Here is a 22,545-nt window from a genome sequence, read left to right as displayed (position 1 = left end):
GTCAGTATTGTTCCGGCGAGCCAGTCTGAGCTACTCAATGTCGAGTATCCGCTCAGGCAAGGCGTGGCCTCGATTGCGGAGCCAGTCGATGCCCGCAGCCCAATTACCGCGTAGGCGAAGTCGGCGGTATGAATATCGCGCTTCCGGGCGAAGCGACAGAGCAACATTCTTGAGAACTGGACGCAGTATCTGCTCCAATGCGAGCCAGAGCGGGAAAGATCCCTTCTCGTGAAGCCAAAGGGCGTTGGCGACCTGCGAGTAACCAAGCCGCACATGGGAAGCACGGCCCCCTGAAGCAGAGCCTCGATGAACTGCTAGCGCGTCGATTCGATGGATTCGACCGTGGCGCAAAAGCCTTCTAGCAAGATCGTGGTCCTCAAGCCAGGAGTAGAGAGGCAGCCGTTCGTCGAACTCGTAGTCGCGCGCGACGGACCACCGTACGGCAGCGTTGCAGCCGTACAACTCGCGTGTCTCCTGATACGAGAGTTCGGTCGTTTGTGGCCGTGCCCAACTCTCCTCGATGAGCGCGATGGCTTCCTCGAACGACACTTCTCGATGCTCTCGTGCGCCATCGGCCAGGAGGCTTCCGGTGACGGCCACCACTTCGGGGTGAGACTGAAAATGCCCAACCGCCCTCTGCAAGTAGTCGTGCCGAATGACGGTGTCATCATCGAAGTAGAAGACGTAATCAGTATCGGGGGGAAGCTTTGCGCACGCAGCGTTTCGCTGAGCTGACGCGCCCCTCACACCCGTCACCTTGAGCCACCCATCCGGCACCGGCGGGAGATCCTCATCGGTTGGAGAACTCACGACTCCGAGAGCTGAACCCTGAACGTACGCGAAGGCATTTTGTACCGCATCGATCGCCTGCGCGCATGCGGCGCGCCGCCCCGCGGTCGCGATCACTACGGCAATGCGCATCAGCAGTTCTCCAGAAGGTAATCGTTGGAGCGAACTCGTTCACGAGCGATGATGGTCCGGACGCTTGCCCAGTCGATCTGTGACGTCGCGAGCTTGGAGAGTTGAGCCACCATCTCGGAATCAAGATCGAGTATCCGATCCTCCAGTCCGAACATGCCGAGGAGTGAGTCGAAGCGACTGCGGCCTCGGCTGCTGTTGGGCACCACAGCAAATGGAACCTCGAACATCACCGCGAAGACGCAACCGTGGAAGGAATCAGTGATGAGAAACTCAGCGTCACGGATTCCGCGCAGCCAGGTCTCTATCGAGATCTTCGAATAGTTCTCCGGGGCTTGGATGTATTGCGCAACGCTCGGCGGCTTTGGCCGGTTCAGCGGAATTGCAGGCAACTGCGTGACCGAGGAGGCGTTACTGATCGCACGTTCGAGTTTGGGGTCCGCATCCAACACATACGTCGCGAGATATGGCGGTGGCGCCACTGGCGGCGCGGCGTCAGCCAGCTGAGAGTAGTCGTCTCGCGAGATCAGCAAGGTAGGGTCGACGTGCTGTGCCGCGCGAACGCCCCATAGCTCCTCCGCAACTCGCACTCCATCCGCCTCGCGCACGGAGATCGCTGCGAACCGGGCGGCCAATTCCGCCGTAGACGTACGCATGGCCGGGTCAAACTCGGATGATTCATTCACCCCGAATGACGCGGCGTAGGAGATTCTAGGGCGCGACAGGCGGCCCGATCCGAGAAAATCGAACATGTACGAGGCAACCGACCCGTAGTTGGGGCGCCAAACTTGATCGCTTCCGGTTACGAAGAGATCAAAGTCTCGAATCACACTTGCGCGCGCCCTGGCCGTTGCTCCGAACAGCCGGACTGTTTGGATGTGATCGCTCACGAAGCGCAATAGGCGGTCATTGATTAGATCGTCCAACTCGCGGGCCAATAGCGGTCGCTTGAGTGCGGCTCTCTTGACGGGAATGGCGGCGCGATAGACGCTCCCCAGCGCTGTGGGTTTGCTTGAGACATCGGTGCTCACGGAGTGACCCATGTCGCGTAAAGTTCGCTGCAATGCGTACGCCTGAAGTATTCCTCCATAGTTTCCATTAGCGAGTGGAAGGGTTCGAATCAGAATTCGCTTGGGGGAAGAGGAAGTGGTCACTCGCCCTGCTTTCTCCGTGAATTAGTCAACTGCGTAGTCAGATGATGTTTTGGACGAGAGGCGTCTGGAGACGGAGCTGAGTGCCCGGCTGCGGCCGACTCCATACTTGAGACGGTCGCGGACCGACCATCCTTCGGTCGACGCAGGTGGTGCAGTCGGTCGCGAGATGCGAACCAGCCGGTCCAAGCGGCCCTGGGTCCGGGCAGCCAGCATCCCGACCTCACGCTGAGAAAGGCGGCCCACCGCGTCGGAAATCCCCTCATGCGGCGGTAGCGAGAAAGTGAAGTCAGGGACTGCAGTCATGAACGCGGATACGTCGAAGGCACGACCGCGAGAGCGATCGGCGGCCCGGCCGCCAAGCTCCGAAAACTCGCTGACCAGCTCATCGGTCGACATCTGCACAACATCGAGCCGAGCGCCCAACGCGAAGGCGCTTCGGTCGAACACTTCTTGCCACGTCAGTGACAAAGGATGCGAGATATGCATGGTGCGATTGTGTGCTGCTGGGTTGTTGAGCAACGCAGCGATAGCGCGTCCCATGTCGGTGGCGTGAGTGAGCGACGTTGAAGCAGACGCAATGGAATCGCCTATGGGCGTGGGGACGCCATTCGCCAGGCGTTGCAATACGTGCGCGGCCTCCCACATACCGAAAGAGAACCGGCGGGACGAGTAGGTGATGTATGGCCGAACGATGGTGTACGGCATATCAAGGTCAGTTGCAGCGCCGACCAGCCAACCTTCCGACGCGATCTTTCTTTCGGGATAGAGCCATGACCCAGACGGGACGCGCGCGTGCTGTTCATGGATGAGGCCGCCTGCGGAGACTCCATCGTAGATCGTCGCTGAGGAGACGAAGATGTAGTGGCGCGATTTCGTGGCGTGCAGCGTAGCCTCCACTTGAGCCGGCGTGAACGAGACTAGATCCACGACGGTGTCAAAGTCTCCGCCACCGATCGGCGATGATCCCTCCGCCTCCGACCGAGCGTCAAATGAGACATATGTCACCCCGGGGATGGGGTTGCGGGGGTGGCGCCGAGCAACTGCCGTAACCTTTAAGCCCCTTGCGGCCGCCGCGACACAGAGTTCGGTCCCGATTATGCCCGTACCCCCGAGAACGAGCACCGACCCGCTAGTTTCGTCACGCATCCGCCGACCTATCGTCCCAGAATCGCCTTCGCTGCACGTTTGACTTCAGGTGGCAGCTTTCGGGCGATGCGTCGCTCGAGGGACTCGATTGTGTTGGCTTCGCGGATCACGCGCACACCGGTGGAGTCATCGTTCATCGACGTGAAGACCTCCATGAGCATTGGGCGATCGCTCGGGAGTGCCAGGGAGTCCTGCGCTGCGTCGAACTCTTCTTTGCTGCGAATGGCGATGTACTCCCACCCAACTGACCGCGCCCAATCGCCCGCCTCCCCATTGTGTCCGGCAGCGGCAATGTGGACGTTCGCGTCTTCCCCGAACTGGTCAGCGGCGTGAGAGTAGAGGCGAAATTCTCCTCCACCGCGGTTGTTGATCAGGATGATTCGCGCGTTGTTGCCAATGTGGCGGATCCCCAGCGCGTTCATGTCGTAGAAGAAGCTCAGATCCCCGATCACCAGGTAGCACAATTCATTGGATGCGACCGAATGGCCGATGAATGTTGACATGCAGCCATCGATTCCGAAAGCTGCCACGTTTGAATAGCACTCAACGGATGGGTCTAATTCGAAGAAGTTCCAATTCCGAAGGCTGCTGAGGATCGCAAAATGCATGACTGATCCGCGAGGGATTCGCGGAGCAAGATGGGCGGCGACGTATGCGTGTGAGAGGGGCAGCTCCTGCGGAATCACTCGCCGAGCATTAGCTTTCTCCCAACGTTCGAAGAATCTTGATTCGCGAGGCGCCCCACTATGAGCGTAGCGCTCAAAGAACTGCGAGCTGCTACATTCGAAAACTTTCGTCAGCTTGCCATACGTGTCTTGAATTTGTCCGTCGAGGTGTACCCGCCAGTGCTCAAAAGTCCCATGCTTGAGCCGGTCGTCGATGCCGTAGTCGCCGATTTGGCCGCCTATGGTGATGAGAACATCGGGCTGATAGGAAGCGAAGTTCCTTTGATCCATATTCTCGACCAAGAGCGCCGCATGAACGGCATTTGCCCCATGATAGTTCGATAGGTGGTTCGCATAGACAGGCGCATCGTACGTCCGTGCGAATTTCGCCAGCGCGTTCTCTTCCGCCGGAGTGAACGGATCATGTTGGCCAACCGCGATCAGGACCTTTCGGTCACCGATTTCGGGGAAGCGGTCTTCCAGAGTGTATCTATCGATTTTCTTGAAATTGGGCAGGGTCGCGACGGCCCCCGCCCAATGTTCCTCGGTAGGCAGGTCGATGTGTACCGGCCCGGAACCATGGTGGTGCAGTGCCAAGAGCGCTTCGTTCACGAGTCTTGCACAGTACTTCTCGTCATCGCCGTCCTTTACCACCGGCAACCGGACAGAGTGTTTTGCGGAGTCGGCAGGGATGGACATCTGGTCGATTGCCTGCATCACCCCTTGACCGATGATGCTTGGCTTGTAATCGGCTGTGACCACGACAAGTGGCGTTCCCCGGTAGAACGCCTCCGTCATGCCAGGAATATAGTTTCTGGTTGCCTGGGCGCTTGTCGAACTTAGAAGGACGGGTCCGCCCACCGACTTCGACACACCGATTGCGAAATACGCAGCGCTGCGCTCGTCGACCACTGAATAGCAGGTGAAATCAGGATCGTTCTCCAGGCTGATCACGAGTGGCATATTGCGTGATCCCGGAGAGATTACGGCCGTGACCACACCGTGCTGCTTCAGCAATGAGACCAGTACCTGAACGTTCTTCTGATTTGAGTATTTGGTCATGAATAAATCCCTTCGGCGAGCGGATATCCCTATTCGGCGCCTGCGCGCCTAAGCAATGAAGTAGCGACGGCGAGCGAGGCGCGGATGCGTTCCCAGCCGCCGGGTATTGCGGCCAATGCCAGGAGGAACGCTAGAGTGCTGGCCAAGCCGCACAGCAACGCGGTCTGCCAACTGTCCGGCGTTCCAACAACGCCCGACAACCCAGCGGCCGCCGCGAGTCCTACAGCCACGGCAAGCAGGACGCGGCCACCATCGCGGAAGAATGCCCACGAGTGCTGTCCAGTGGTGCGCGACAGCCAGATCAGGTTGATCGGCCAGCTCAGCGCCACTGCCAGTACATAGCCGACGGCTATCGCTGTAACGCCAAAGGGCAGCGCGAGAAGTACCAAGGCAATGGCGAGAGGCTTGGTTACCAGATGCAGCACCAGCAACTGTTTGCTCTGCCCCGCGAGTACGAACGCCCAAAAGTTGACCGAGCCGAGTGCGGCGAAAGTACCCCCAGCAGCCAGGATCATGAAGATCGGAACCGCGTCCACCCACTGCGGCCCTAACGCGAACGGGATCGCCCAGGAGGCGACTGCGGCTCCCAACATGTAGACGTAGCCCACGAGCGCGCTGAGACCGAACTGCAAACGGAGTAGAAGGACTTCGTGGGTAGCACCCGCTTCGCGGGCAGAGTTGGCCGTCGGAACGACGACCTGTGTCATCGGGTCAAGGAGCGCGGACCTAGGCAACACGAAGATCTGGAACGCGCGATTGTAAAGTCCGAGCTGCGTTGGGCCCCAGTATGCACCGATTGCAAGCGAGTCGACATTGTTCGCTCCGAAGGTGAGTAGTTGGGCGAGCCCGAACTGACCGCCAGCGCGCACGAGCACGCCAGTCTCGCCCCCGTTGCGGCGCGGTCTGCTCGGCCACCATCGTGCGACGATCATTCGGCCGGCGAGTAGGGTCAGCGCGGCCGTCAAGACCTGCAACACGAGCGCCCAGTACCCGAGTCCGCTCGCAGCGGCAGCTATAGCGACGACCAAAGCTGCCGTTTGTGCAACCACGTCCGTCGACGCCAACGCGATGAACTTGCTTCCGCGGGCCAGCTGGACCTGAAGTTGGGCCTGGATTCCGTTGAGAAGCAGAGTCACGGCCATGATGGGCGCGATCTGTGCGACACGTGGCTCCGAGTAGAACACCACCAGCGCCGGTGTCGCAACGACGAGCGCCAGCGCCGCTGCGGCGCCCAACGCGACGTTGATCCAGAAAACGTTGGACGCCTGCTGTTGAGAGAGAGTACGTGCCTGCAGCGCAGCCGTCGGCATCCCGAAGTCTCGCAAGAGCTCGCCAAATGCGAGAAAGACCGTCACCATCGCTATAAGACCGAAATCGGCCGGGGACAAGATCCGCGATAGTGCAACCATGCCTATTAGCTGGATCGCAATTTTGCAAAGCTGTCCAAGGGCAACGGCGGCACCCCCGTGCAGGCCACGCCTCACTGCATGCGTTGTCATTGCAGCTTCGCGACCATCTCGAAGTTCCAGCCAGCTCGGACTTGGGTAGGCTGAGTCAATGTGCCGACTTTCCCGGCGCGACCACCGCTTTAGCCGTCTTCGCGAGAATGGCGATGTCTCCCACAAGCGACCAGTTTTCTACGTAGTAGAGGTCGAGCCGGATGGCGTCCTCCCACTCCAGGTTTGAGCGACCGCTCACCTGCCACAGTCCAGTCAGACCCGGCCGCGCCAGCAGACGACGATGTGCCGCGTCCGAATAGAGTGCAACTTCCGCAGCAATCTGGGGACGCGGCCCGACGATACTCATGGACCCGGTCAGCACGTTGAAGAGCTGGGGCAACTCGTCAAGGGAGTACTTGCGAATGAAGCGCCCAATCGGCGTAATGCGAGGGTCGTTCTTGATCTTGAAGAGAGGAGTCTCCGTCGTTCCTTGCTCGATGAGGAGCCCCTTGAGTTCGTTGTCCGCTCCAGCGCGCATCGAACGGAATTTCAGCATGGAGAACGGCTGACCGAACTGGCCAATTCGCTGTTGACGATAGAACACTGGTCCTGCACTCGTGCTTGCTACAGCGATGGCGACGGTTGCCATGATCGGGGCGAGGACCACGAGGAATACCGTCGCCGCGCAGACATCAAAGATTCTCTTCGCATACCGCTGACCCCGTGTGAATTTGGGAGTCTCCACGTGGATGAGCGGTAGGCCAGCGACGGGGCGGGTGTGGATGCGCGGGCCAGCGATGTCAACAATGCTGGGCGCCAACACGAGGTGCTGGCGTCCAGACTCGAGTGCCCACGAAATCTGCTTCACCTTCTGCGCCGGAAGGTCGTCGGTGCTGGTCACCGCCACCGTATCCGCCCCCGTGGCTGCGATCGCGCGCTCGATGTTGTCGACGTTGCCCATCACGGACACCGACGTACCCGATATCACATCGGCGACTTTGCCGGACGGGACGCAAGCGCCAACGACGTGGTAACCAGCAGTCGGAGAACGGTGGAGCTCGCGCGCGATCGCGGCGACCGAATCTTCGGAGCCCACCAGCAGAACCTTTGCGGAGTACCGCCCGACCCAGCGCTGCGCGATGAGCCACTGTCGCCACAGCCAGCGCTCGAGCAGTAGTACGAAGATGCCGAGGGGCAACGCGATCAGCAGATAGCCTCGGGCGACGTCGACGCGGAGGAGGAACGCGAGGATTGCGATCGCACCGAAGAGGGTGAAGCTGGCGCGGGCGACGCGTACATACTCGGTGTTGCCGGCGCCGATGACGCGATGGTCTCGCGAGTCGATGAGCGCGAGCGCCCACATCCATGCGATCACGAGGACCGCGGAGAAGACCCAGTAGGAAAACTCGTTGAATCGCGCATCCTCGCGGATCGCGACCTGGGCGTTGCCCCAACCGAACCACAGGAGCTGGGTGCCGTAGACCGCCCAGATGAGGACAAAGAGGTCGCTGAGCCAAAGGCGCGTCGCGTAGTTGCGGCGCCAGGAGGAGCGTGGTGCGGGCTGCTCGGAAGCTCGTGGCGTTTCGTCTCGCTCGTTCCTCGCTCGCTCAACGACCGAGCTCGAGGCCGGAGCGGGGGTGGCGGAAGGGCTCGCCGAGGATGCGGCTGCCCGAGCCTGGGGATGGGCTGGCGACTCCGTTGGCGCGTCGATCTGGGGATTCGACGTCACGATGCCTTCTCGCTTTGTGGTGGTTTTCCCGGCCACCAGGGGCAGAGTACCAGTAGGTCGTTGCGGGGGAATATACGAGGTCGGCATCCGATTCCTGGGGTGAAGGGGAAACGCCATCCCATTATGAGAGACCTCTCATCCTCCCCATGACCATGTTTCGCAGCGTGGCATGCAGGCTCAGGATTCGCTCAGGGCGCGACGGAGATCAGTGCGTCGCCCGCCCACACCACGATCTCGTCGCCGGCCGAGTCGATCGCGACGGCGGTGGCAGCATCCGTGCCTTCGGCGCAGCCGACAATTGCGGCGGAGTCAGGACTTTCGGCCGGAACGCGCGACACGGCGACGCCCGCGCAGTCGGCGGAGCGGTGGGCCACCAGCGCATCCGCGTCGTCGATCGACACGGCGAGAACGCCCTCGGGCGCCAGCTCGAGCCACTCGTCGCCCGACCAGGACCAGGCGCGCCCGGCGCAGACGAGGGCGATCATGTCGCCGGCGGCATGCAATCCGTGCGCGGCCGGACAGGGAGCCGGCACCGGGCCTGACGGCAGGTGCACCGAGCCCGGATCACGCGGGTCGACGTAGCGCGAGGCGGCGAGCACCTCGGGGTACGAGTCCCAGAACTCGCCGCGCGTGTACGTCCGCAGCGCGTGGGGCTCGCAGCCGGCCATGCCGGCGACCAGCTCGGCGTCGCGACCGGAGAAGGCCTCGAGCGTCTGCACCTGCGCGATGCCGAGGTAGGCCGGCGTCACGTCGGTCCATGTCGCGCCCTCGTCGTATGAGCGTTCGACGAGCGGAGCGGGGCCGGCGCACGAGCCGGCCGTCGCCCGCCACCAGACCTCGGAGCCGATCGCGAGGAATCTCGTCTGCTCGAGGGCCACGTCGACCTCGGTCGGTGTGGGCGTCGGGGTCTGCGCCTGCGCGCCGAGCGTGAACGTCGGCACGGGCTGGGCCTCGCCGTCCGCGGCCTGCGGATTCCCGTGCTGCAGCGCGGCCCCGACGAGCACCGCGACGGCGACGACGAGCACGGCGGTGCCCGCGATCGCGAGCCATCTCGCGGTGCCCAGACGTTGCATCAGGTGCCCGGGTCAGGCAAGGGGATCGTTGCGGCCGGGCGTCGTCGGCGCGCCGCCCGCCTGCCGGATGATCTCGTCGATCGTCAGCCCGGCGTCGGACGCGACCTCGTCGGCGGGCGCGACCGGGATCGACCGCGCCGTGTCGGGCGCGGCAGCCGGACGCGCGGCGGCCGGTGCTGTGGGCTTCGCCGCGCGGGCCGTTGCCGCTGCCTGGGCTGCCGGCCGGGTCGGAGCTGCCGGCGTCGCGGGCGCAGGCCGCGCCGGGGCAGGAGCGGCCTTCGCCTTCTTGGCCTTCTTCGCGGGCTTCTCGTCGATGTACCCGTACGACCCGTACCCGTAGCCGTAGGCGTACGAGTCGGGGCCGCGCGTCGGAACCATCGTCATCGCGATGCCGGCGATGTGCGCGCCGGCGGTGTTGAGCGCGTCGACCGCGCCCGACAGCTGGTGGCGGTTGGTGTGGCCGGCGCTGACCACGAGGATCGCCCCGCTCGTCGCGTTCGCGAGGATCGCAGCATCCGTCACCGGAAGCAGCGGAGGAGCGTCGCACAGCACGATGTCGACATCGCGCTCGAGGGCCTCGAGCAGCTGGTGCATGCTCTTCGACCCCAGCAGCTCGCTCGGGTTCGGCGGGATCTTGCCCGCGGGCAGCACGTAGAGGCTGCGGTTGCCCCACGGGAGCATCACATCGCTCAGGCGCGCGCGGCCGATCAGCACGTCGGTGAGACCCGCACCGCCCTCGATGCCGAGGTACTCCGCGACCTTCGGCTTGCGCAGGTCGGTGTCGAGCAGCGCCACGCGCTTGCCGGCGTCGGCGAGTGCGATCGCGAGGTTGATGGTCGTGGTCGACTTGCCCTCGCTCGGCACGCTCGAGGTGATCACGTACGACGCGCGACCCTCGGTCTCGAGGAACTGCAGGTTCGTGCGCATCGCGCGGAACGACTCGGCCCGCGGGCTCAGCGGATCGGCGTGCACGATGAGCGGCCGCTCCTTCGCCTTCGGGTCGAAGGCGATCGCGCCGATCAGCGGGCGGTCGGTGACCTGCTCCACATCGCGCGGCGTGCGGATGCGCGTGTCGAGCACCGCGCGCAGCACCGCCACGCCGATGCCGATCGCGAGACCCACCAGCGCACCCAGCGCCAGGTTGAGCGGAACGTTCGGGCTCGACGGGGTGAGCGGCGGCAGCGCGTCCTTCACGCGCTCGATGCGCACGGGGCTCGTCTCGGTGCCGTTCGGCGTCTCGAGCCGCTCGACCACCGACTTGAGGGACGCACCGAGGGCGTTGGCGACATCGGCCGCCTGCACCGGATCAGGACCCGTCACCGTGATCGTGATGAGCGTCGTGTTCAGGGCGGCGGATGCCTCGACCGTCGCCGCGAGCTCGTTCGCGGTCGTGCCGAGCCCGAGCTCGGCGATCACCGGGTTCATCACGATCGGCGTGGACACGAGGTTCGTGTAGGTCTGCACGCGGGACTGCGTGAAGTTGGATCCCTGCTGGATCTCCTGGATGTTCGCGCCCGTCTGCGTCGACACGAAGACCGTGCTCTGCGCCTCGTACTGGGGCGTGCGGGTGAGCGACCATGCTGCCGCCACCCCGATTCCCACCAGGGTGGCGACCACGATGATCACCCAGTTCTTGCGCAGGATCCGGATGTAGTCGGTGAGCTCCATGTCGCCTCTCGCTGGCTGGCAGGTGTGCTCCGTGCATTCTTCCACAGGGCCTGGTCGGCGCCCGGAAAGCGTTACGCCACGGCCAGCCGCACCGTCGCCGCCACTGCCGTGACAGCCGGTTCGAGCTGCCGCGCCGACAGCAGGTACCTCTCCCACGGCTGCCGGTAAGGGTCGATGACATCGTCGTCGGCCGGATCCTCCGGCGGCGGCACGAGACCCCGATGAGAAGCGATCACGGATGCTGCCGCCCTGAGCTTCTCGGAGGGGGAGGCGGCAGCATCCGTCGCCGCTCTGATCTCGTCCTGCGGCACTGCGGCGGCGAGGCGCGCGAACTCGCGGATGGTGAACGTGGACCGCAGGCGCGACGGCGCCAGTTCGGCGATCGCGCGGCGGTGCTCGCGGCTCATCGCCAGGATGAGGTCGGGCTTCACGAGATGCTGCTCGGTGAGGAACCGCGACCGGTGCGCGGCCGTCTCGGACGCGGGAACACCGAGCGCCTCGGCGATGTGCGCGGACTCGGGCGTCATGGGGGCGGCGGCGAGGCCGCGGGTGCCGGCGCTCGCGACGTGCGGCGCGAGATCGGCCAGGCGCGCGCGCAGCAGCTGCTCGGCGAGGGGCGAACGGCAGATGTTGCCCGTGCACACCGTGAGGATGTCGAACAAGAAGGCGCCTCCGCACGGCGGGGTAACGTAGGCGCGTGCCCGACCAGCCTAGCGACGCCGCGCCCGTCGTCGACCTGTGGTCGCTGCAGCCGCCTTCGGGCTCGGGGTCCGCGGTTTCCGGGGCTTCGGGGTCTTCGGGGTCTTCGGGATCCGAGTCCGGCGAGGACGAGGCGTCGACGGAGGACGCGCCGCCGCGGCGGTCGCGCCGCAGGGCGCACGAGGCCCGCACGGACTGGCGTCTCGGCGGGCGCACCGTCTTCCGGTGGCGCGAAGGCCTGCTGGCGATCGCGCTCATCTCGCTCGGGGCGTCGGTGCTCCTCGGGTCGCTCGTGGCCGCCGTGTGGGATTCGCCGTGGGCCGCAGCATCCGCCACCGTCATCGTCTGGATCGGGATGCTGCTGCCCGTCGCGTGGGCCTTCACCCGGTCGCGCCCCATCGGCCTGTTGCGCGTGCGTGCACTGGACGTGCTCTACGGGCTCGTGCTCGGCGCGCTGCTGCGGACGACGCAGGGATGGATCGAGGGTCTCGACGGGACGCCGGCTGTACTGCCGTCGGTGGTGCGGGTGGACGGGTCGGTGCCGTTGTCGGGCGTGATGTTCGATGTCGTCGCGCCCGTCGTGGTGGCGCCCGTGGTGGAGGAGTTCTTCTTCCGCGCCGTCGTGCTGGTGTCGCTGTACACCGTCCTGCGGCGGCCGTTCGGCAAGCTCACCGCCGGACTCGCGGCCGCGCTCGGATCGACGGCGCTGTTCGTGGTCGTGCACGGGATCTCGTCGGTGGGGGACGTCAGCGGAGTGGTGTCGCTGTCGCTGCTCGGACTCGTGTGCGCCGTGCTGGTGCTGCTGACCGGGCGCATCTGGGGCGCTGTCTTGGTGCACCTCGTCTACAACGCGTCGTACGTCGCGCTCGCGGTCCTCGCGAGCGCAATGACCTAGGTCCCTGCGCATTTCGCTCTGATTTGTCCCCCAAAGGGGGGACAAACGCTACAACTTGTTACCTTCTGGAAACTCTTGGCCTCTCATCCAACTCTCAGAATGCGATAGCGTGTCACGGGTCGGCCCCTCGGGTGAACGCTTGCCGACACCACAAATCCGCCGATGACGCGCACATAACTCGGGAGATCTACGCCATGTTCAAGAAGGCATTCGCCGCAATTGCTGTCGCAGGCCTGCTCGTCCTCGGAGGCGCTGGGGCAGCCTCCGCTGATTACCCCTCGGACGTCACCGTGACCGCCGGCTCGGCGACCATCACGGTCGGCGGCTCGACCGCCGTGACCGCTTCCGGTCTCGGCGACCTGCAGACCGTTTTCTTCGCCGTCAGCGGCGGCACGGGCGGCTCGCTGTCGTCGATCGTGCTCGCCAGCGGCGGCGGTTCGACGGTGGAGAAGTCGGTCACCGACGGCTCCGCCACCGCCACCTTCACCGCGAGCGCTGTAGGCACCTACAACGTCAGCGTCTCGGACGGTGAGACCACGATCGGCCAGACCACCATCACGGTGACTGCGGCCGGCACCTCGACGGGCGGCTCCGGCGGCTCGGGTGAACTGCCCGCGACCGGTGGCACCGTGCCCGCCGCCTTCGTCTGGCTCGGCGTGGGCGCCATCGGCCTCGGCGGCATCGCCGTCGCGGCAGCCGTCGCCCGCCGCCGTGCGGCAGGCAACCGCTGATCGACGACTCCACGAAGACCCCGGGCACTCGCCCGGGGTCTTCGTCGTATACCGGTCACGTCGGGGGTGTCATGGTGCAGGAATCGGGGGTGCGTGCCTGGCGGCATCCGTGGGCGGCCGTCGCGGTCGCGTCGGTCGGGGCACTCCTCGTCGCGGTCGTGATCCTGTGGGTGCCTTCGATGCACGCGGCTCTGGTGCGCTGGCCTCCCGTGCTGGTCGCGCTCGTCGATCTGCTGCTGCTGTCGGCGCCCTTGATCGGGGCGGTCGTCGTCGCCGTGCGGGTGTCGGGGGACCGGTTCGCGGCGGCGGTGGGACTGCGCGGGTTCTCGTGGACCGACGTCGTCGCCGGGCTCGGCGTCGGCCTGGTCGCACGGGGGCTGGTCGAGCTCGTCGCGCCGACCCTCGGTGGTGTGGGCTGGGACGAGTCGGGCGCGATGGCGGCGGCGATCGTCGCTCTCGCGGGGGCGGTGCTCGTGACGCCATTGATAGAGGAGTGCTTCTTCCGCGGACTGCTGCAGCGCGCACTGGGGGACGCCCTCGGCGGCGCCGGGGCTGCCGTCGCGGGAACCGTCGCCGTGCTCGTCTCCACCGCTGTCTTCACCGGGCTCCACGCGCTCGCCGCGGGTGAGTTCGTGCCCGTCGGCCTCCTGCTCGGCACAGCGGTCGTGGGGCTGGGGTGCGGCGTGCTGACGCTGCTGACCGGAAGACTCGCTGGAGCGCTGATCGCGCACGTCGTCTTCAACGCCATCGGGGCGGCGCTGCTGGTCTGGTGAGGCAGCGGGGCGCAGCATCCGATCTACTCCTTATAGAGGGAGGAGCCGGCGTTCGCTCGAGGCGAAGAAGTATTCGAATGTCGGAGGCTGGTGAGACGCTGAATTCATGAACATCCTCACCGATCTGCGGGGCCGGCTCGACCGGCTCGCAGCATGGTCGGAGCTGGATGTCGAGGCTCAAGCGCTCCCGTCGAGCGCGGCGCGGTTGAGTGACGCGTCGGTGCTCGAGATCCTCGCCGAGGTGGGGGCGATCGCGAACGACGCGGACCGCTTGCAGGCGGTGCTGGCCGGCGTGGCCGCCGCGCGTTCCACCCGCGAACGCGGGCGGGGCGGCCTGGCGGCGGTGCAGGGCTTCCCGACTCCTGAGAAGCTGATCCAGTCCATCACCGGAGGCACGAGGGCCGACGCCCTGCGGCAGGTGCGGGTCGGCAAGGCGTTGGTGGAGGGGGCGGATGCTGCGTCCCCTGCGGTCGTCCCGAGTCCCGGGGCTGCCGACCAGGGGCTGCCGGGGTTCGGTGCGGACGACGACGCCGGCGGTGGAGCGGCTGCGCAGGTCGAGACGCCGGCGCCCGCGGTGGCGTGGGATGAGCCGTTGCGTCGAGGCCTTCTCGAGGGGTGGCTGACGACAGCGCAGCATGACGCGATCCGGCGTGGACTCGGCGAGCCGGATGTGAGTACCGCGCCCCGCATCGCCGGCGAGGGCGGCGACGGCGGCCGCGGTGGTGACGCGGACCGCGGTGGGATGGACGGCTCCGGCTCGGACGGCTCCGGCTCGGACGGAGACGGCGTGACGGGGCCCGACGGCGGGCGGGAAGCGGGTGCGGTCCTGCTCGAGCCGGTGGACGAAGCCGACATCGCGGCGCGCGACGCGATGGTGCGCGAGGCGTGGATGCTGGCGGCGGAGGCACTCGCCGCGGAGGCGTCGGGGGTGCCGGTCGAAGAGCTGGCGAAGCGGGCGCGGACCATGCGCGACATGCTCGACCCGGTCGGCGCCGAGGAACGTCACGGTCGACGGTTCGAGAACCGAGGGTTCCGGATGTGGACCGATGCAGACGGGCAGGACCGCAGCACGATCACCTTCGACGATGAGATGGGGGCGTTCGTCCGGTCCATGCTGGCTGCGGGACTGCGTCCGCGCCGCGGCGGCCCGCGCTTCATGACGGACGAAGAGCGAGCTGCGGCGGAGAACCTGATCGACGACCCGCGCACGAACGACCAGCTCGCCTATGACCTCCTGATGGACATCATCCGGGCCGGCGCGCTCGCCGAGGCGAAGAGTGTGTTCGGGTCGCGGCAGCCGGGCGTGCGGATGGTCGTCGTCAAAGACGCCGGCCCGCGCGATGCTTTCGGGCGACTGCTCGCGGTCGGTCATGACATGGACGGCGGATGCGCCTTCCCGGGCTCGGTGATCGACCGCAATGCGTGCGCGAACGGATTCATCGAGGTGATCGTCGATCCCGAGGGCAACCCGTTCGATCTGGGTCGTGAAGCCCGCATGTACTCGGCCGCGCAGCGACTCGTCCTGTCCGTCCGCGACGGCGGCTGCGTGTGGCCAGACTGCGACCGGCCGCCGTCGTACTGCGAGGCGCATCACTGCGACCACTTCGCGGAGGGCGGCACCACGGACGTTGATCGCGGCGTGCTGCTCTGTCGGTTTCACCACATGAAGCTGCACAACCACGGTTGGCGCATCACCAGGGACGGGAAGGGGCCGTTCGTGCTGCGCCCGCCAGCCGGGGAAGGCGCCGCGATCGTGCTGGTCTCCAAGGCGGCGTGGAGTTGGGCGTGGGATCTGCCCCGACCCCCCGACCGAGCCGGCTGGCGGCAACCGCCGGATCTCCCACCGAGACCGGGCAGTCCGGGCGACGGCGGCTACGAGGAGTCAGGGCCACCAGGCGGGGTCCGCGAAGACGGACGGAGAACCGGCACCTGACCGGACTCGACGGCGTGAGCCGCGCCGACACTCAATCCGGCGACACCGTCGGCGAGGGACGACCGGCGGACTCCTGCCGGTTTGGCCGCGACACCCCGATGGCGTAGACTCGACGTTTGGTGTCCGGCTCAGCTGACCCGGCACCGCGAACGTGAGCCCTCCACTGGCGTGTTCGGTCCCTCGTCGAGGGGCAGAACCACCCCGGAGTGGGATTCACGAACCTCTCCGTTCGAATCAAGAAAGCAGCACTACTGTGACGCGCACTTACACCCCCAAGGCTGGCGAAGCCCAGCGCGAGTGGCTGGTCATCGACGCGACTGACGTCGTCCTCGGCCGCCTCGCCTCGCACGCTGCCGCGCTCCTGCGTGGCAAGCACAAGCCCACCTTCGCGCCCCACGTCGACATGGGCGACTTCGTCATCATCATCAACGCCGACAAGGTCGCGCTGACGGGCCAGAAGCTCGAGCAGAAGAAGGCCTACCGCCACTCGGGCTACCCGGGCGGCCTCAAGTCGGTCACCTACTCGGAGCTCCTCGAGAAGAACCCGGTGCGGGCCGTCGAGAAGGCCGTCCGCGGCATGCTCCCGAAGAACACGCTCGGCGCCAACCAGCTGTCGAAGCTCAAGGTGTACCGCGGTGCCGAGCACCCGCACGCCGCGCAGAAGCCCACCGCGTACGTTTTCGACCAGGTCGCCCAGTAAGCGCCGCACAGAACAGGACACACTGATGGCGAACATCGAAGAAACCCCCACGAGCTACTCGACCGAGACCACGATCGACGAGACCGTCGTCGCCGCCGAGCGCCCGGTGCTCTCGGTCTCGGGTGCCGCAGTCGGTCGTCGCAAGCAGGCCATCGCCCGCGTGCGCGTCATCCCCGGCTCGGGCACCATCACGGTCAACGGCCGTGCGTTCGAGGACTACTTCCCGAACAAGCTCCACCAGCAGCTCATCACCGACCCGTTCACGGTGCTCAACCTCACCGGTGCGTACGACGTGATCGTCCGCATCTCGGGTGGCGGCCCCTCGGGCCAGGCCGGCGCGCTCCGCCTCGGCATCGCCCGTGCGCTGAACGAGATCGACGTCGAGAACAACCGCCCGACCCTCAAGAAGGCCGGCTTCCTCTCGCGCGACGCCCGCGTCATCGAGCGCAAGAAGGCCGGTCTCAAGAAGGCCCGCAAGGCGCCTCAGTACTCGAAGCGCTGATCGGCTTCCACTCCGTATGCCGATCTTTGGCACGGACGGGGTGAGGGGGCTGGCCAACGGCCCCCTCACCGCCGATCTCGCACTGTCCCTGGCCCAGGCGACCGCCGTCGTCCTGGGCCAGGGTCGTTCTGCCGAGGCGCGCCGCGCAGCAGGCAAGCGGCTCACCGCCGTCGTCGCGCGCGATCCGCGCGTTTCCGGCGAATTCCTCTCCGCCGCGGTCGAGGCGGGACTCGCCTCGTCGGGCGTCGACGTCTTCGACGCCGGCGTGCTGCCGACACCCGCAGCGGCGTTCCTGATCGCCGACATGGACGCCGACTTCGGCGTCATGGTCTCGGCATCCCACAATCCCGCACCCGACAACGGCATCAAGATCTTCGCCCGCGGCGGCGTGAAGCTGCCCGACATCGTCGAAGAGCGCATCGAGGCCGCCATGGCCGGCCCCAAGCTGCTGCCGACGGGCGCCGACGTGGGCCGTATCCGCCGGTTCTCCGATGCCGAGGACCGGTATGTCGTGCACCTGCTCGGTTCGCTGCCGTACCGGCTCGATGGCATCCACGTCGTGCTCGACTGCGCGCACGGCGCGGCCGCCGGCGTCTCGCCGCAGACGTTCGCGGACGCCGGCGCCAAGGTCACCGTCATCGGCGCCGACCCCGACGGCTGGAACATCAACGACGGTGTCGGCTCGACGCACCTCGACCAGCTCGCCGCGCACGTGGTGCGCGTGGGCGCCGACGTGGGGATCGCTCACGACGGCGATGCCGACCGCTGCCTCGCGGTCGACGCGACCGGCAAGGTCGTCGACGGCGACCAGATCATGGCGATCCTCGCGGTGTCGATGAAGAACCGCGGCGAGCTCAGGGAAGACACGCTCGTGGCCACCGTCATGAGCAACCTCGGACTGCACCGCGCGATGTCGGCCCACGGCATCCACGTCGAGACCACCGCGGTCGGCGACCGCTACGTGCTCGAGCGCATGAACGAGAACGGCTTCTCGCTCGGCGGGGAGCAGTCCGGCCACGTCATCATGAGCGACTACGCGACCACCGGCGACGGCCTCCTCACCGGCCTGCACCTGGTCGCCGAGATGGCCCGCACCGGCAAGACGCTCGAAGAGCTCGCGTCGATCATGACCGTGTACCCGCAGGTGCTCGTGAACGTGAAGGACGTCGACCGGACCCGCGCCGCGACCGACGAGGGCGTGCAAGACGCCGTCGCCCGTGCCTCGGCCGAACTCGGCCTCGCGGGCCGCGTGCTGCTGCGCCCGTCGGGCACCGAGCAGCTCGTGCGCGTGATGGTCGAGGCGTCGTCCGAAGACGAAGCCCGCCGTCACGCCGACCACCTGGCCGGCGTCGTCCGCGAGCGCCTCTCGCTGTAAACCGCCGCCTCAGGCTGGGGGTTCGCCCCGGGTTCTGGAAGCGCGAAGGGGTGGATTTCGGCACGGTTTCGTGCGGGAATCCACCCCTTTCGCGCTTCGGGGTTCGCCGCGGCAAGCGAGCCCGGCGGCTCCACGCATTCGTGGGCGAAAGCCCTATGCCCACCGCACAGGGGAGGGGGATTTCCCCCATGACCTCTGTGGTTCGCGCGCGTTAGCCTGGCGCCCTGCGGTCGGGCGGGTGACGCGATCGGATGGGCGACATGGGTGCTCGGGGGAAGACCAGCGCGCGGCGCAAGGGCGTGCCGAATCACGGCGACGCCTACGAGACGGAGCGCGAGGCCGAGCTCGCGCGCGAAGCGGCGCTCGCCCGCCTCTTCGGCGCTCCGCTCGAGGATGAGCGTCAGCGGCCCACGGCGCTTGCGGCCTCCAGCGCCCTCTTCATGGCCCACCACGGATCAGGCGTCGCACCGCCGCCCAGATCCGCACCGACCGTCGCTGACCTGGGGACAGCGACGGTCGGGCGCGGCCCCCAGCGGCCGAAGATGCAGACGCCCGCCGCGTCGGCGGCGGCTGCGCCGGTGGCGGCCACCGTCGCCGCGTCGGTTCCGGCGGAGGCCCCGGTCGCCACGTCGGTTCTGGCTGTGGTTCCGGCGGTGCCGGTCGTGGCGACGATGGCCGAACCGGCGGCTCTGAGCGTCGTCGCCGTTCCCGCGGCGCCGGAACACGCACCGGCGATCGATGACGACGCGTCTCCCGCAACGATGGGCGACCCGCTGTCGGTGCCGACGGCGACGGACGCTCCGCTGCTCGCGGCACGAGCCGCGATCGCGGAGACCGGGCTGGGGGCCTCGGCGCCGGCGGGCTCGTCGCCGATGCCGGGAGCTTCCCGCACCGCCCGACGCAGCCGTCGCGGTCGATGGTGGGCGGTGGCAGCATCCGTCATCGTCGTCGCCGCCGTCGCGACCGCAGGGACGCTGACGGTGCAGGCGGCGGTGGCGCGCGATCGACTGGCCGCCGCGGTCGCGGGACTCGAGCGTGCCGAAGCGCAGCTGGCGACACCGCGCGGCGATCTCGATGCGGCGGTGAGCGCGTACCTGGCGCTCGACGCCGCGGCTGCCTCGACCGTCGACGCGAGTGCGCCGGTGCTGGCCGAGCTCGCGGGGATGAGTGACGAGACATCCCGACTGGCCGCGGTGGCCGCGCTCGACGCACTGGCCTCGCAGCGCGGCGACGAACCCGACGCGACGCCGGCCCTCTACGAGCGCCCGACGCTCGACACCACCGACGTGGGCGCGCTCGCGACCGCGACCGCGCGAGCGGGAGAGCACGGCGCACAGCTCGCCGCCCGCACGACCGAGGTGCGTGCCGCCGTCGACGAGCTGCGAGAACGGCATGACGCATTGCGCGCGGCAGTGCTCGCCCTGGCGGCGACGCTGCCCGCGGCCGCCGAGCGGCTCGTCGCAGAGAACCCGCTTGCGAACGCTGCGTCGCGCGACGCGACGGTGCTCGCCGCGCAGGCCGCGGCCGCAGCGCCGGACGACACGACCGCGCGCTCGGCGATGCACGCCTACGCGGCCGCGGTGGGCGCACTCCGCGGCGAGCAGTCCCGGATCGCCCAGGAGCAGGCGCAGCTGGCGCAGGAATCGGCGCAGCGGGAATCCGCGAGACGGTCGCAGTCGGAGCCCGATCCGGCCCCGGCACCCGCTCCGGCTCCACCACCCGCCGCCGCACCCGACCCGGGGGCGGCACCCGCGCCCCAGCCCCAGCCTCAGCAGCCCGAACCGCAGCCCGAACCCGAGCCGGAACCCGAGCCGGAGCCCGAACCGGAGCCCGAACCGGAACCCGAGCCTGAACCAGAGCCGGGGCCGGGGGGAGGGTGGCCGTGGCCCTGGCCGCCCCGGTGATCCCGCAGGCGTCAGCACGAGCGGGGTCGGTTTGTCACGGCCCTCGCGCCCGCACGCGCGCGGGTCGTCGAGCTAGCCTGGGGGCATCCGAGAGGAGTCATCGTGGGTGAAGCGATCGTCGTCGGAATCACGGATGCTGCGGTCACGCGTCGAGCGGTCGACTGGGCGGCACAGCGCGCGGTCGAGAGGCGGCAGCCGCTCGAGCTGCTCGCCGTCGTCGGCGGCGCGGTCGGCGCGGTGGGGGAGGACTCCCTCGTCGACGCGGCACTCGCCCAGGCGCAGGAGCTGGCCGAGGCCGAGGCATCCCGAATCGCCACCGCAGGTCTCGACGTGCGCACACGGGTCGAGCGCGGCAACCCGGTCGCGAAGCTGCTGGACGCGTCGACGGATGCTGCGCTCCTCGTGATCGGCAGCGACTACCAGGGACCCGGCTCGAGGGCGCACCGCGGGGCGCACGGTCTGCGCATCGCCGCGGGCGCGCACTCGCCCGTCGTGGTCGTGCCCGACTTCGACCTCGCGGGCCGGACCGGGGTCGTGGTCGGCGTGGACGGATCGTCGGTGTCGGAGAAGGCCGTCGCGTTCGCCGCCGCGGAGGCCGACCGGCTCGGCGAGCCGCTCATCGCGGTGTCGGTGTGGACTCCGCTCGAGGTGCCGCGCAACATGGGCGCCTACCCGGTGCAGTACCTCGAGAACATGGAGAAGCTCACGGGCGAGGCGCTGGGACTCTCGCTCGCGGGACTCGCCTCGCGCTACCCCGACCTCGAGATCGTGCGCCGCGTCGAGCGCGGCTACCCGTCGCACATCATCAACGAGCTCGCGAGCGGGGCGCGGCTCGCTGTCGTCGGATCCCACGGCCGCGGGGCCCTGGCGCGGTTCCTGCTCGGCTCCATCAGCCAGGAGGTGCTCGCGCGGCTCGCGACCGCGACCGCCGTCGTGCGCTGAGCGCCCGCTCGACGAGCAGGGCACAGCATCCGTCTGCCCTGCCCCGCTGGCGAGAACGCGCGACAGCACCACGCGCGTGTCGATGTGGGTGCTGCGGCGCGGTCTCGCGCGCGCGATCGGCGGTTTCGACTGCGACGAGGAGTGCCCGCCGGGGTCCGGAACGCCGCAACGGGTGGCAAATAAGCTGGGGGGTATGTCTCGGAAGACCGGCGGGCGCCCGCGCGTGAGCGACGTGGCCGCAGTCGCGGGCGTCTCCGCGACCACGGTGTCGCACGCGCTGAGCGGCGCGCGCGCGGTGAACGCCGAGACCCGGGAGCGCATCCTCGCCGTCGCGCGCGAACTCGGATACGTTCCCGACCGCGTGGCCAGCGGGTTGCGCCGGCGCCGCACCGGCGTCGTCGGGCTGATCGGCGACGATCTCGCGGCAACCCCGTTCGCGGGCCGCATCATCGAGGGCGCCCGTCGAGCCGGTCTCGAGCGCGACGTGCTGCTGATGGTCGCCGAGAGCGGCGGCGATGCCGACGCCGAGCGCGACCTCGTCGCGCGCTTCCTCGCGCAGCGGGTCGACGGCCTCATCATCGCGCGCATGTACCACCAGCGCGTCGACCGGCCGGACGTGCCGGATGACGTGCCGGTCGTGCTCGTCGACGCCGCGCCCGAACCGGACTGGGAGGTCGACGCCGTCGTCCCCGATGAGGCGCAGATCGCCGCGCTCGCGTGCGAACGGCTCACCCGCGAGGGGCACCGCGACATCGCGTACGTCGGCACCACCGACGAGTCCCGCGCCGCCCGAGGTCGCCTGATCGGCGTGCGCTCGGCGCTCGGAGACGCGGGGATCCCGCTCGGGGAGAGCCGGCTGGAGTTCTGCGCATCGGATGCCCTCGGCGGCCGGGACGCCGGCGGGCGGCTCCTCGATCAGCCGGTTCCCCCCACCGCCGTGATCTGCTTCAACGATCAGATCGCCATGGGGGTGATGCAGGCCGCGGCGCGACGCGGCATCGGCGTCCCCGCGGGGCTCTCCGTCGTGGGGATCGACGACCTGCACCCCGTGGCCGACGCGCTCGACCCCGGGCTCACGACGGTCGCGCTGCCCCACGACGAGATGGGGCGGTGGGGGATGACGCGCCTGCTCGACAGGATCGACGGCACGGGGCCCCCGTATGGCGACGGCCTCCACCTCCTGCGCGGATGGCTCGTCGAGCGGGAGTCGGTGGCCGCACCGGCCGCCCGATAGCCG

19 protein-coding genes are annotated in these 22,545 nt (G+C 67.8%); 10 read left to right on the top strand and 9 right to left on the bottom strand.

What is annotated here, in order from left to right; genetic code table 11:
- Positions 1-30: 30 nt before the first annotated feature.
- The 9 genes from ACFQ7C_RS00310 to ACFQ7C_RS00270 all read right to left on the bottom strand — a co-directional run bounded on the left by ACFQ7C_RS00310 (position 31) and on the right by ACFQ7C_RS00270 (position 11,516).
- The gene (locus ACFQ7C_RS00310; RefSeq protein WP_378896414.1) at positions 31-921 is read right to left on the bottom strand and encodes a glycosyltransferase family 2 protein; all 891 of its coding nucleotides are present in this window, start codon (positions 919-921) and stop codon (positions 31-33) included.
- A complete protein-coding gene (locus tag ACFQ7C_RS00305) occupies positions 921-2,072 on the bottom strand; it encodes a polysaccharide pyruvyl transferase family protein (protein WP_378896411.1) in 1,152 nt (383 codons plus the stop codon). The genes ACFQ7C_RS00310 and ACFQ7C_RS00305 overlap by 1 nt, the downstream gene beginning before the upstream one ends.
- A gap of 21 nt (positions 2,073-2,093) precedes the next feature.
- Positions 2,094-3,218: an NAD-dependent epimerase/dehydratase family protein gene (locus ACFQ7C_RS00300; RefSeq protein ID WP_378896408.1), complete on the bottom strand. Its 1,125-nt coding sequence runs from the start codon at positions 3,216-3,218 to the stop codon at positions 2,094-2,096.
- Between the two features lie 8 nt (positions 3,219-3,226).
- Positions 3,227-4,945 carry a 2-succinyl-5-enolpyruvyl-6-hydroxy-3-cyclohexene-1-carboxylate synthase gene (gene menD, locus ACFQ7C_RS00295; protein ID WP_378896405.1) on the bottom strand — a complete coding sequence of 573 codons (1,719 nt, stop codon included), beginning with the start codon at positions 4,943-4,945 and terminating at the stop codon, positions 3,227-3,229.
- 29 nt (positions 4,946-4,974) lie between these two features.
- On the bottom strand, positions 4,975-6,444 hold the full coding sequence (locus ACFQ7C_RS00290) for a lipopolysaccharide biosynthesis protein (RefSeq protein ID WP_378896401.1): 1,470 nt from the start codon (positions 6,442-6,444) through the stop codon (positions 4,975-4,977).
- A gap of 55 nt (positions 6,445-6,499) precedes the next feature.
- Complete coding sequence (locus tag ACFQ7C_RS00285) at positions 6,500-8,149, bottom strand: sugar transferase (RefSeq protein ID WP_378896398.1); 1,650 nt, start codon at positions 8,147-8,149, stop codon at positions 6,500-6,502.
- Positions 8,150-8,301: 152 nt separating this feature from the next.
- Positions 8,302-9,186, bottom strand: a complete 885-nt coding sequence (locus ACFQ7C_RS00280; protein WP_378896395.1) for a hypothetical protein — start codon at positions 9,184-9,186, stop codon at positions 8,302-8,304.
- 12 nt (positions 9,187-9,198) lie between these two features.
- Complete coding sequence (locus ACFQ7C_RS00275; protein WP_378896392.1) at positions 9,199-10,854, bottom strand: polysaccharide biosynthesis tyrosine autokinase; 1,656 nt, start codon at positions 10,852-10,854, stop codon at positions 9,199-9,201.
- A 71-nt stretch (positions 10,855-10,925) separates the two neighbouring features.
- Positions 10,926-11,516: a low molecular weight phosphatase family protein gene (locus ACFQ7C_RS00270; protein WP_378896389.1), complete on the bottom strand. Its 591-nt coding sequence runs from the start codon at positions 11,514-11,516 to the stop codon at positions 10,926-10,928.
- Positions 11,517-11,551: 35 nt separating this feature from the next.
- Between ACFQ7C_RS00270 and ACFQ7C_RS00265 the strand changes: the two genes are divergently transcribed.
- The 10 genes from ACFQ7C_RS00265 (at position 11,552) to ACFQ7C_RS00220 (ending at position 22,542) form a co-directional block, all read left to right on the top strand.
- The gene (locus tag ACFQ7C_RS00265) at positions 11,552-12,448 is read left to right on the top strand and encodes a CPBP family intramembrane glutamic endopeptidase (protein WP_378896386.1); all 897 of its coding nucleotides are present in this window, start codon (positions 11,552-11,554) and stop codon (positions 12,446-12,448) included.
- Between the two features lie 194 nt (positions 12,449-12,642).
- Entirely contained in the window at positions 12,643-13,179 is a 537-nt protein-coding gene (locus tag ACFQ7C_RS00260; RefSeq protein WP_378896383.1) for an LPXTG cell wall anchor domain-containing protein, read from the top strand.
- Positions 13,180-13,250: 71 nt separating this feature from the next.
- Positions 13,251-13,952 carry a type II CAAX prenyl endopeptidase Rce1 family protein gene (locus ACFQ7C_RS00255; protein ID WP_378896380.1) on the top strand — a complete coding sequence of 234 codons (702 nt, stop codon included), beginning with the start codon at positions 13,251-13,253 and terminating at the stop codon, positions 13,950-13,952.
- A 106-nt stretch (positions 13,953-14,058) separates the two neighbouring features.
- A complete protein-coding gene (locus ACFQ7C_RS00250) occupies positions 14,059-15,885 on the top strand; it encodes a DUF222 domain-containing protein (RefSeq protein WP_378896377.1) in 1,827 nt (608 codons plus the stop codon).
- 253 nt (positions 15,886-16,138) lie between these two features.
- Positions 16,139-16,585, top strand: a complete 447-nt coding sequence (gene rplM / locus ACFQ7C_RS00245) for a 50S ribosomal protein L13 (RefSeq protein ID WP_378896374.1) — start codon at positions 16,139-16,141, stop codon at positions 16,583-16,585.
- A gap of 25 nt (positions 16,586-16,610) precedes the next feature.
- A complete protein-coding gene (rpsI, locus tag ACFQ7C_RS00240; protein ID WP_378896371.1) occupies positions 16,611-17,087 on the top strand; it encodes a 30S ribosomal protein S9 in 477 nt (158 codons plus the stop codon).
- A 16-nt stretch (positions 17,088-17,103) separates the two neighbouring features.
- Positions 17,104-18,462 carry a phosphoglucosamine mutase gene (gene glmM, locus ACFQ7C_RS00235; RefSeq protein ID WP_378896369.1) on the top strand — a complete coding sequence of 453 codons (1,359 nt, stop codon included), beginning with the start codon at positions 17,104-17,106 and terminating at the stop codon, positions 18,460-18,462.
- A gap of 260 nt (positions 18,463-18,722) precedes the next feature.
- Positions 18,723-20,366 carry a hypothetical protein gene (locus ACFQ7C_RS00230; protein WP_378896366.1) on the top strand — a complete coding sequence of 548 codons (1,644 nt, stop codon included), beginning with the start codon at positions 18,723-18,725 and terminating at the stop codon, positions 20,364-20,366.
- A gap of 102 nt (positions 20,367-20,468) precedes the next feature.
- Positions 20,469-21,308: a universal stress protein gene (locus ACFQ7C_RS00225; protein ID WP_378896364.1), complete on the top strand. Its 840-nt coding sequence runs from the start codon at positions 20,469-20,471 to the stop codon at positions 21,306-21,308.
- 193 nt (positions 21,309-21,501) lie between these two features.
- A complete protein-coding gene (locus ACFQ7C_RS00220) occupies positions 21,502-22,542 on the top strand; it encodes a LacI family DNA-binding transcriptional regulator (protein WP_378896361.1) in 1,041 nt (346 codons plus the stop codon).
- The last annotated feature ends 3 nt before the right edge of the window (positions 22,543-22,545 follow it).

This window comes from Microbacterium sp. NPDC056569, assembly GCF_042793475.1.
In the GTDB taxonomy this organism is placed as follows: Bacteria; Actinomycetota; Actinomycetes; order Actinomycetales; family Microbacteriaceae; genus Microbacterium.
This window is presented reverse-complemented; position numbering and strand designations above follow the sequence as displayed.

What these genes read in the sequence shown, in the direction of transcription:
- ACFQ7C_RS00310 (WP_378896414.1), bottom strand. Translation starts at nt 921, where the DNA reads ATGCGCATTGCCGTAGTGATCGCGACCGCGGGGCGGCGCGCCGCATGC.
- ACFQ7C_RS00300 (WP_378896408.1), bottom strand. Translation starts at nt 3,218, where the DNA reads ATGCGTGACGAAACTAGCGGGTCGGTGCTCGTTCTCGGGGGTACGGGC.
- menD (WP_378896405.1), bottom strand. Translation starts at nt 4,945, where the DNA reads ATGACCAAATACTCAAATCAGAAGAACGTTCAGGTACTGGTCTCATTG.
- ACFQ7C_RS00290 (WP_378896401.1), bottom strand. Translation starts at nt 6,444, where the DNA reads ATGACAACGCATGCAGTGAGGCGTGGCCTGCACGGGGGTGCCGCCGTT.
- ACFQ7C_RS00280 (WP_378896395.1), bottom strand. Translation starts at nt 9,186, where the DNA reads ATGCAACGTCTGGGCACCGCGAGATGGCTCGCGATCGCGGGCACCGCC.
- ACFQ7C_RS00275 (WP_378896392.1), bottom strand. Translation starts at nt 10,854, where the DNA reads ATGGAGCTCACCGACTACATCCGGATCCTGCGCAAGAACTGGGTGATC.
- ACFQ7C_RS00260 (WP_378896383.1), top strand. Translation starts at nt 12,643, where the DNA reads ATGTTCAAGAAGGCATTCGCCGCAATTGCTGTCGCAGGCCTGCTCGTC.
- ACFQ7C_RS00255 (WP_378896380.1), top strand. Translation starts at nt 13,251, where the DNA reads ATGGTGCAGGAATCGGGGGTGCGTGCCTGGCGGCATCCGTGGGCGGCC.
- ACFQ7C_RS00250 (WP_378896377.1), top strand. Translation starts at nt 14,059, where the DNA reads ATGAACATCCTCACCGATCTGCGGGGCCGGCTCGACCGGCTCGCAGCA.
- rpsI (WP_378896371.1), top strand. Translation starts at nt 16,611, where the DNA reads ATGGCGAACATCGAAGAAACCCCCACGAGCTACTCGACCGAGACCACG.
- glmM (WP_378896369.1), top strand. Translation starts at nt 17,104, where the DNA reads ATGCCGATCTTTGGCACGGACGGGGTGAGGGGGCTGGCCAACGGCCCC.
- ACFQ7C_RS00230 (WP_378896366.1), top strand. Translation starts at nt 18,723, where the DNA reads ATGGGTGCTCGGGGGAAGACCAGCGCGCGGCGCAAGGGCGTGCCGAAT.
- ACFQ7C_RS00220 (WP_378896361.1), top strand. Translation starts at nt 21,502, where the DNA reads ATGTCTCGGAAGACCGGCGGGCGCCCGCGCGTGAGCGACGTGGCCGCA.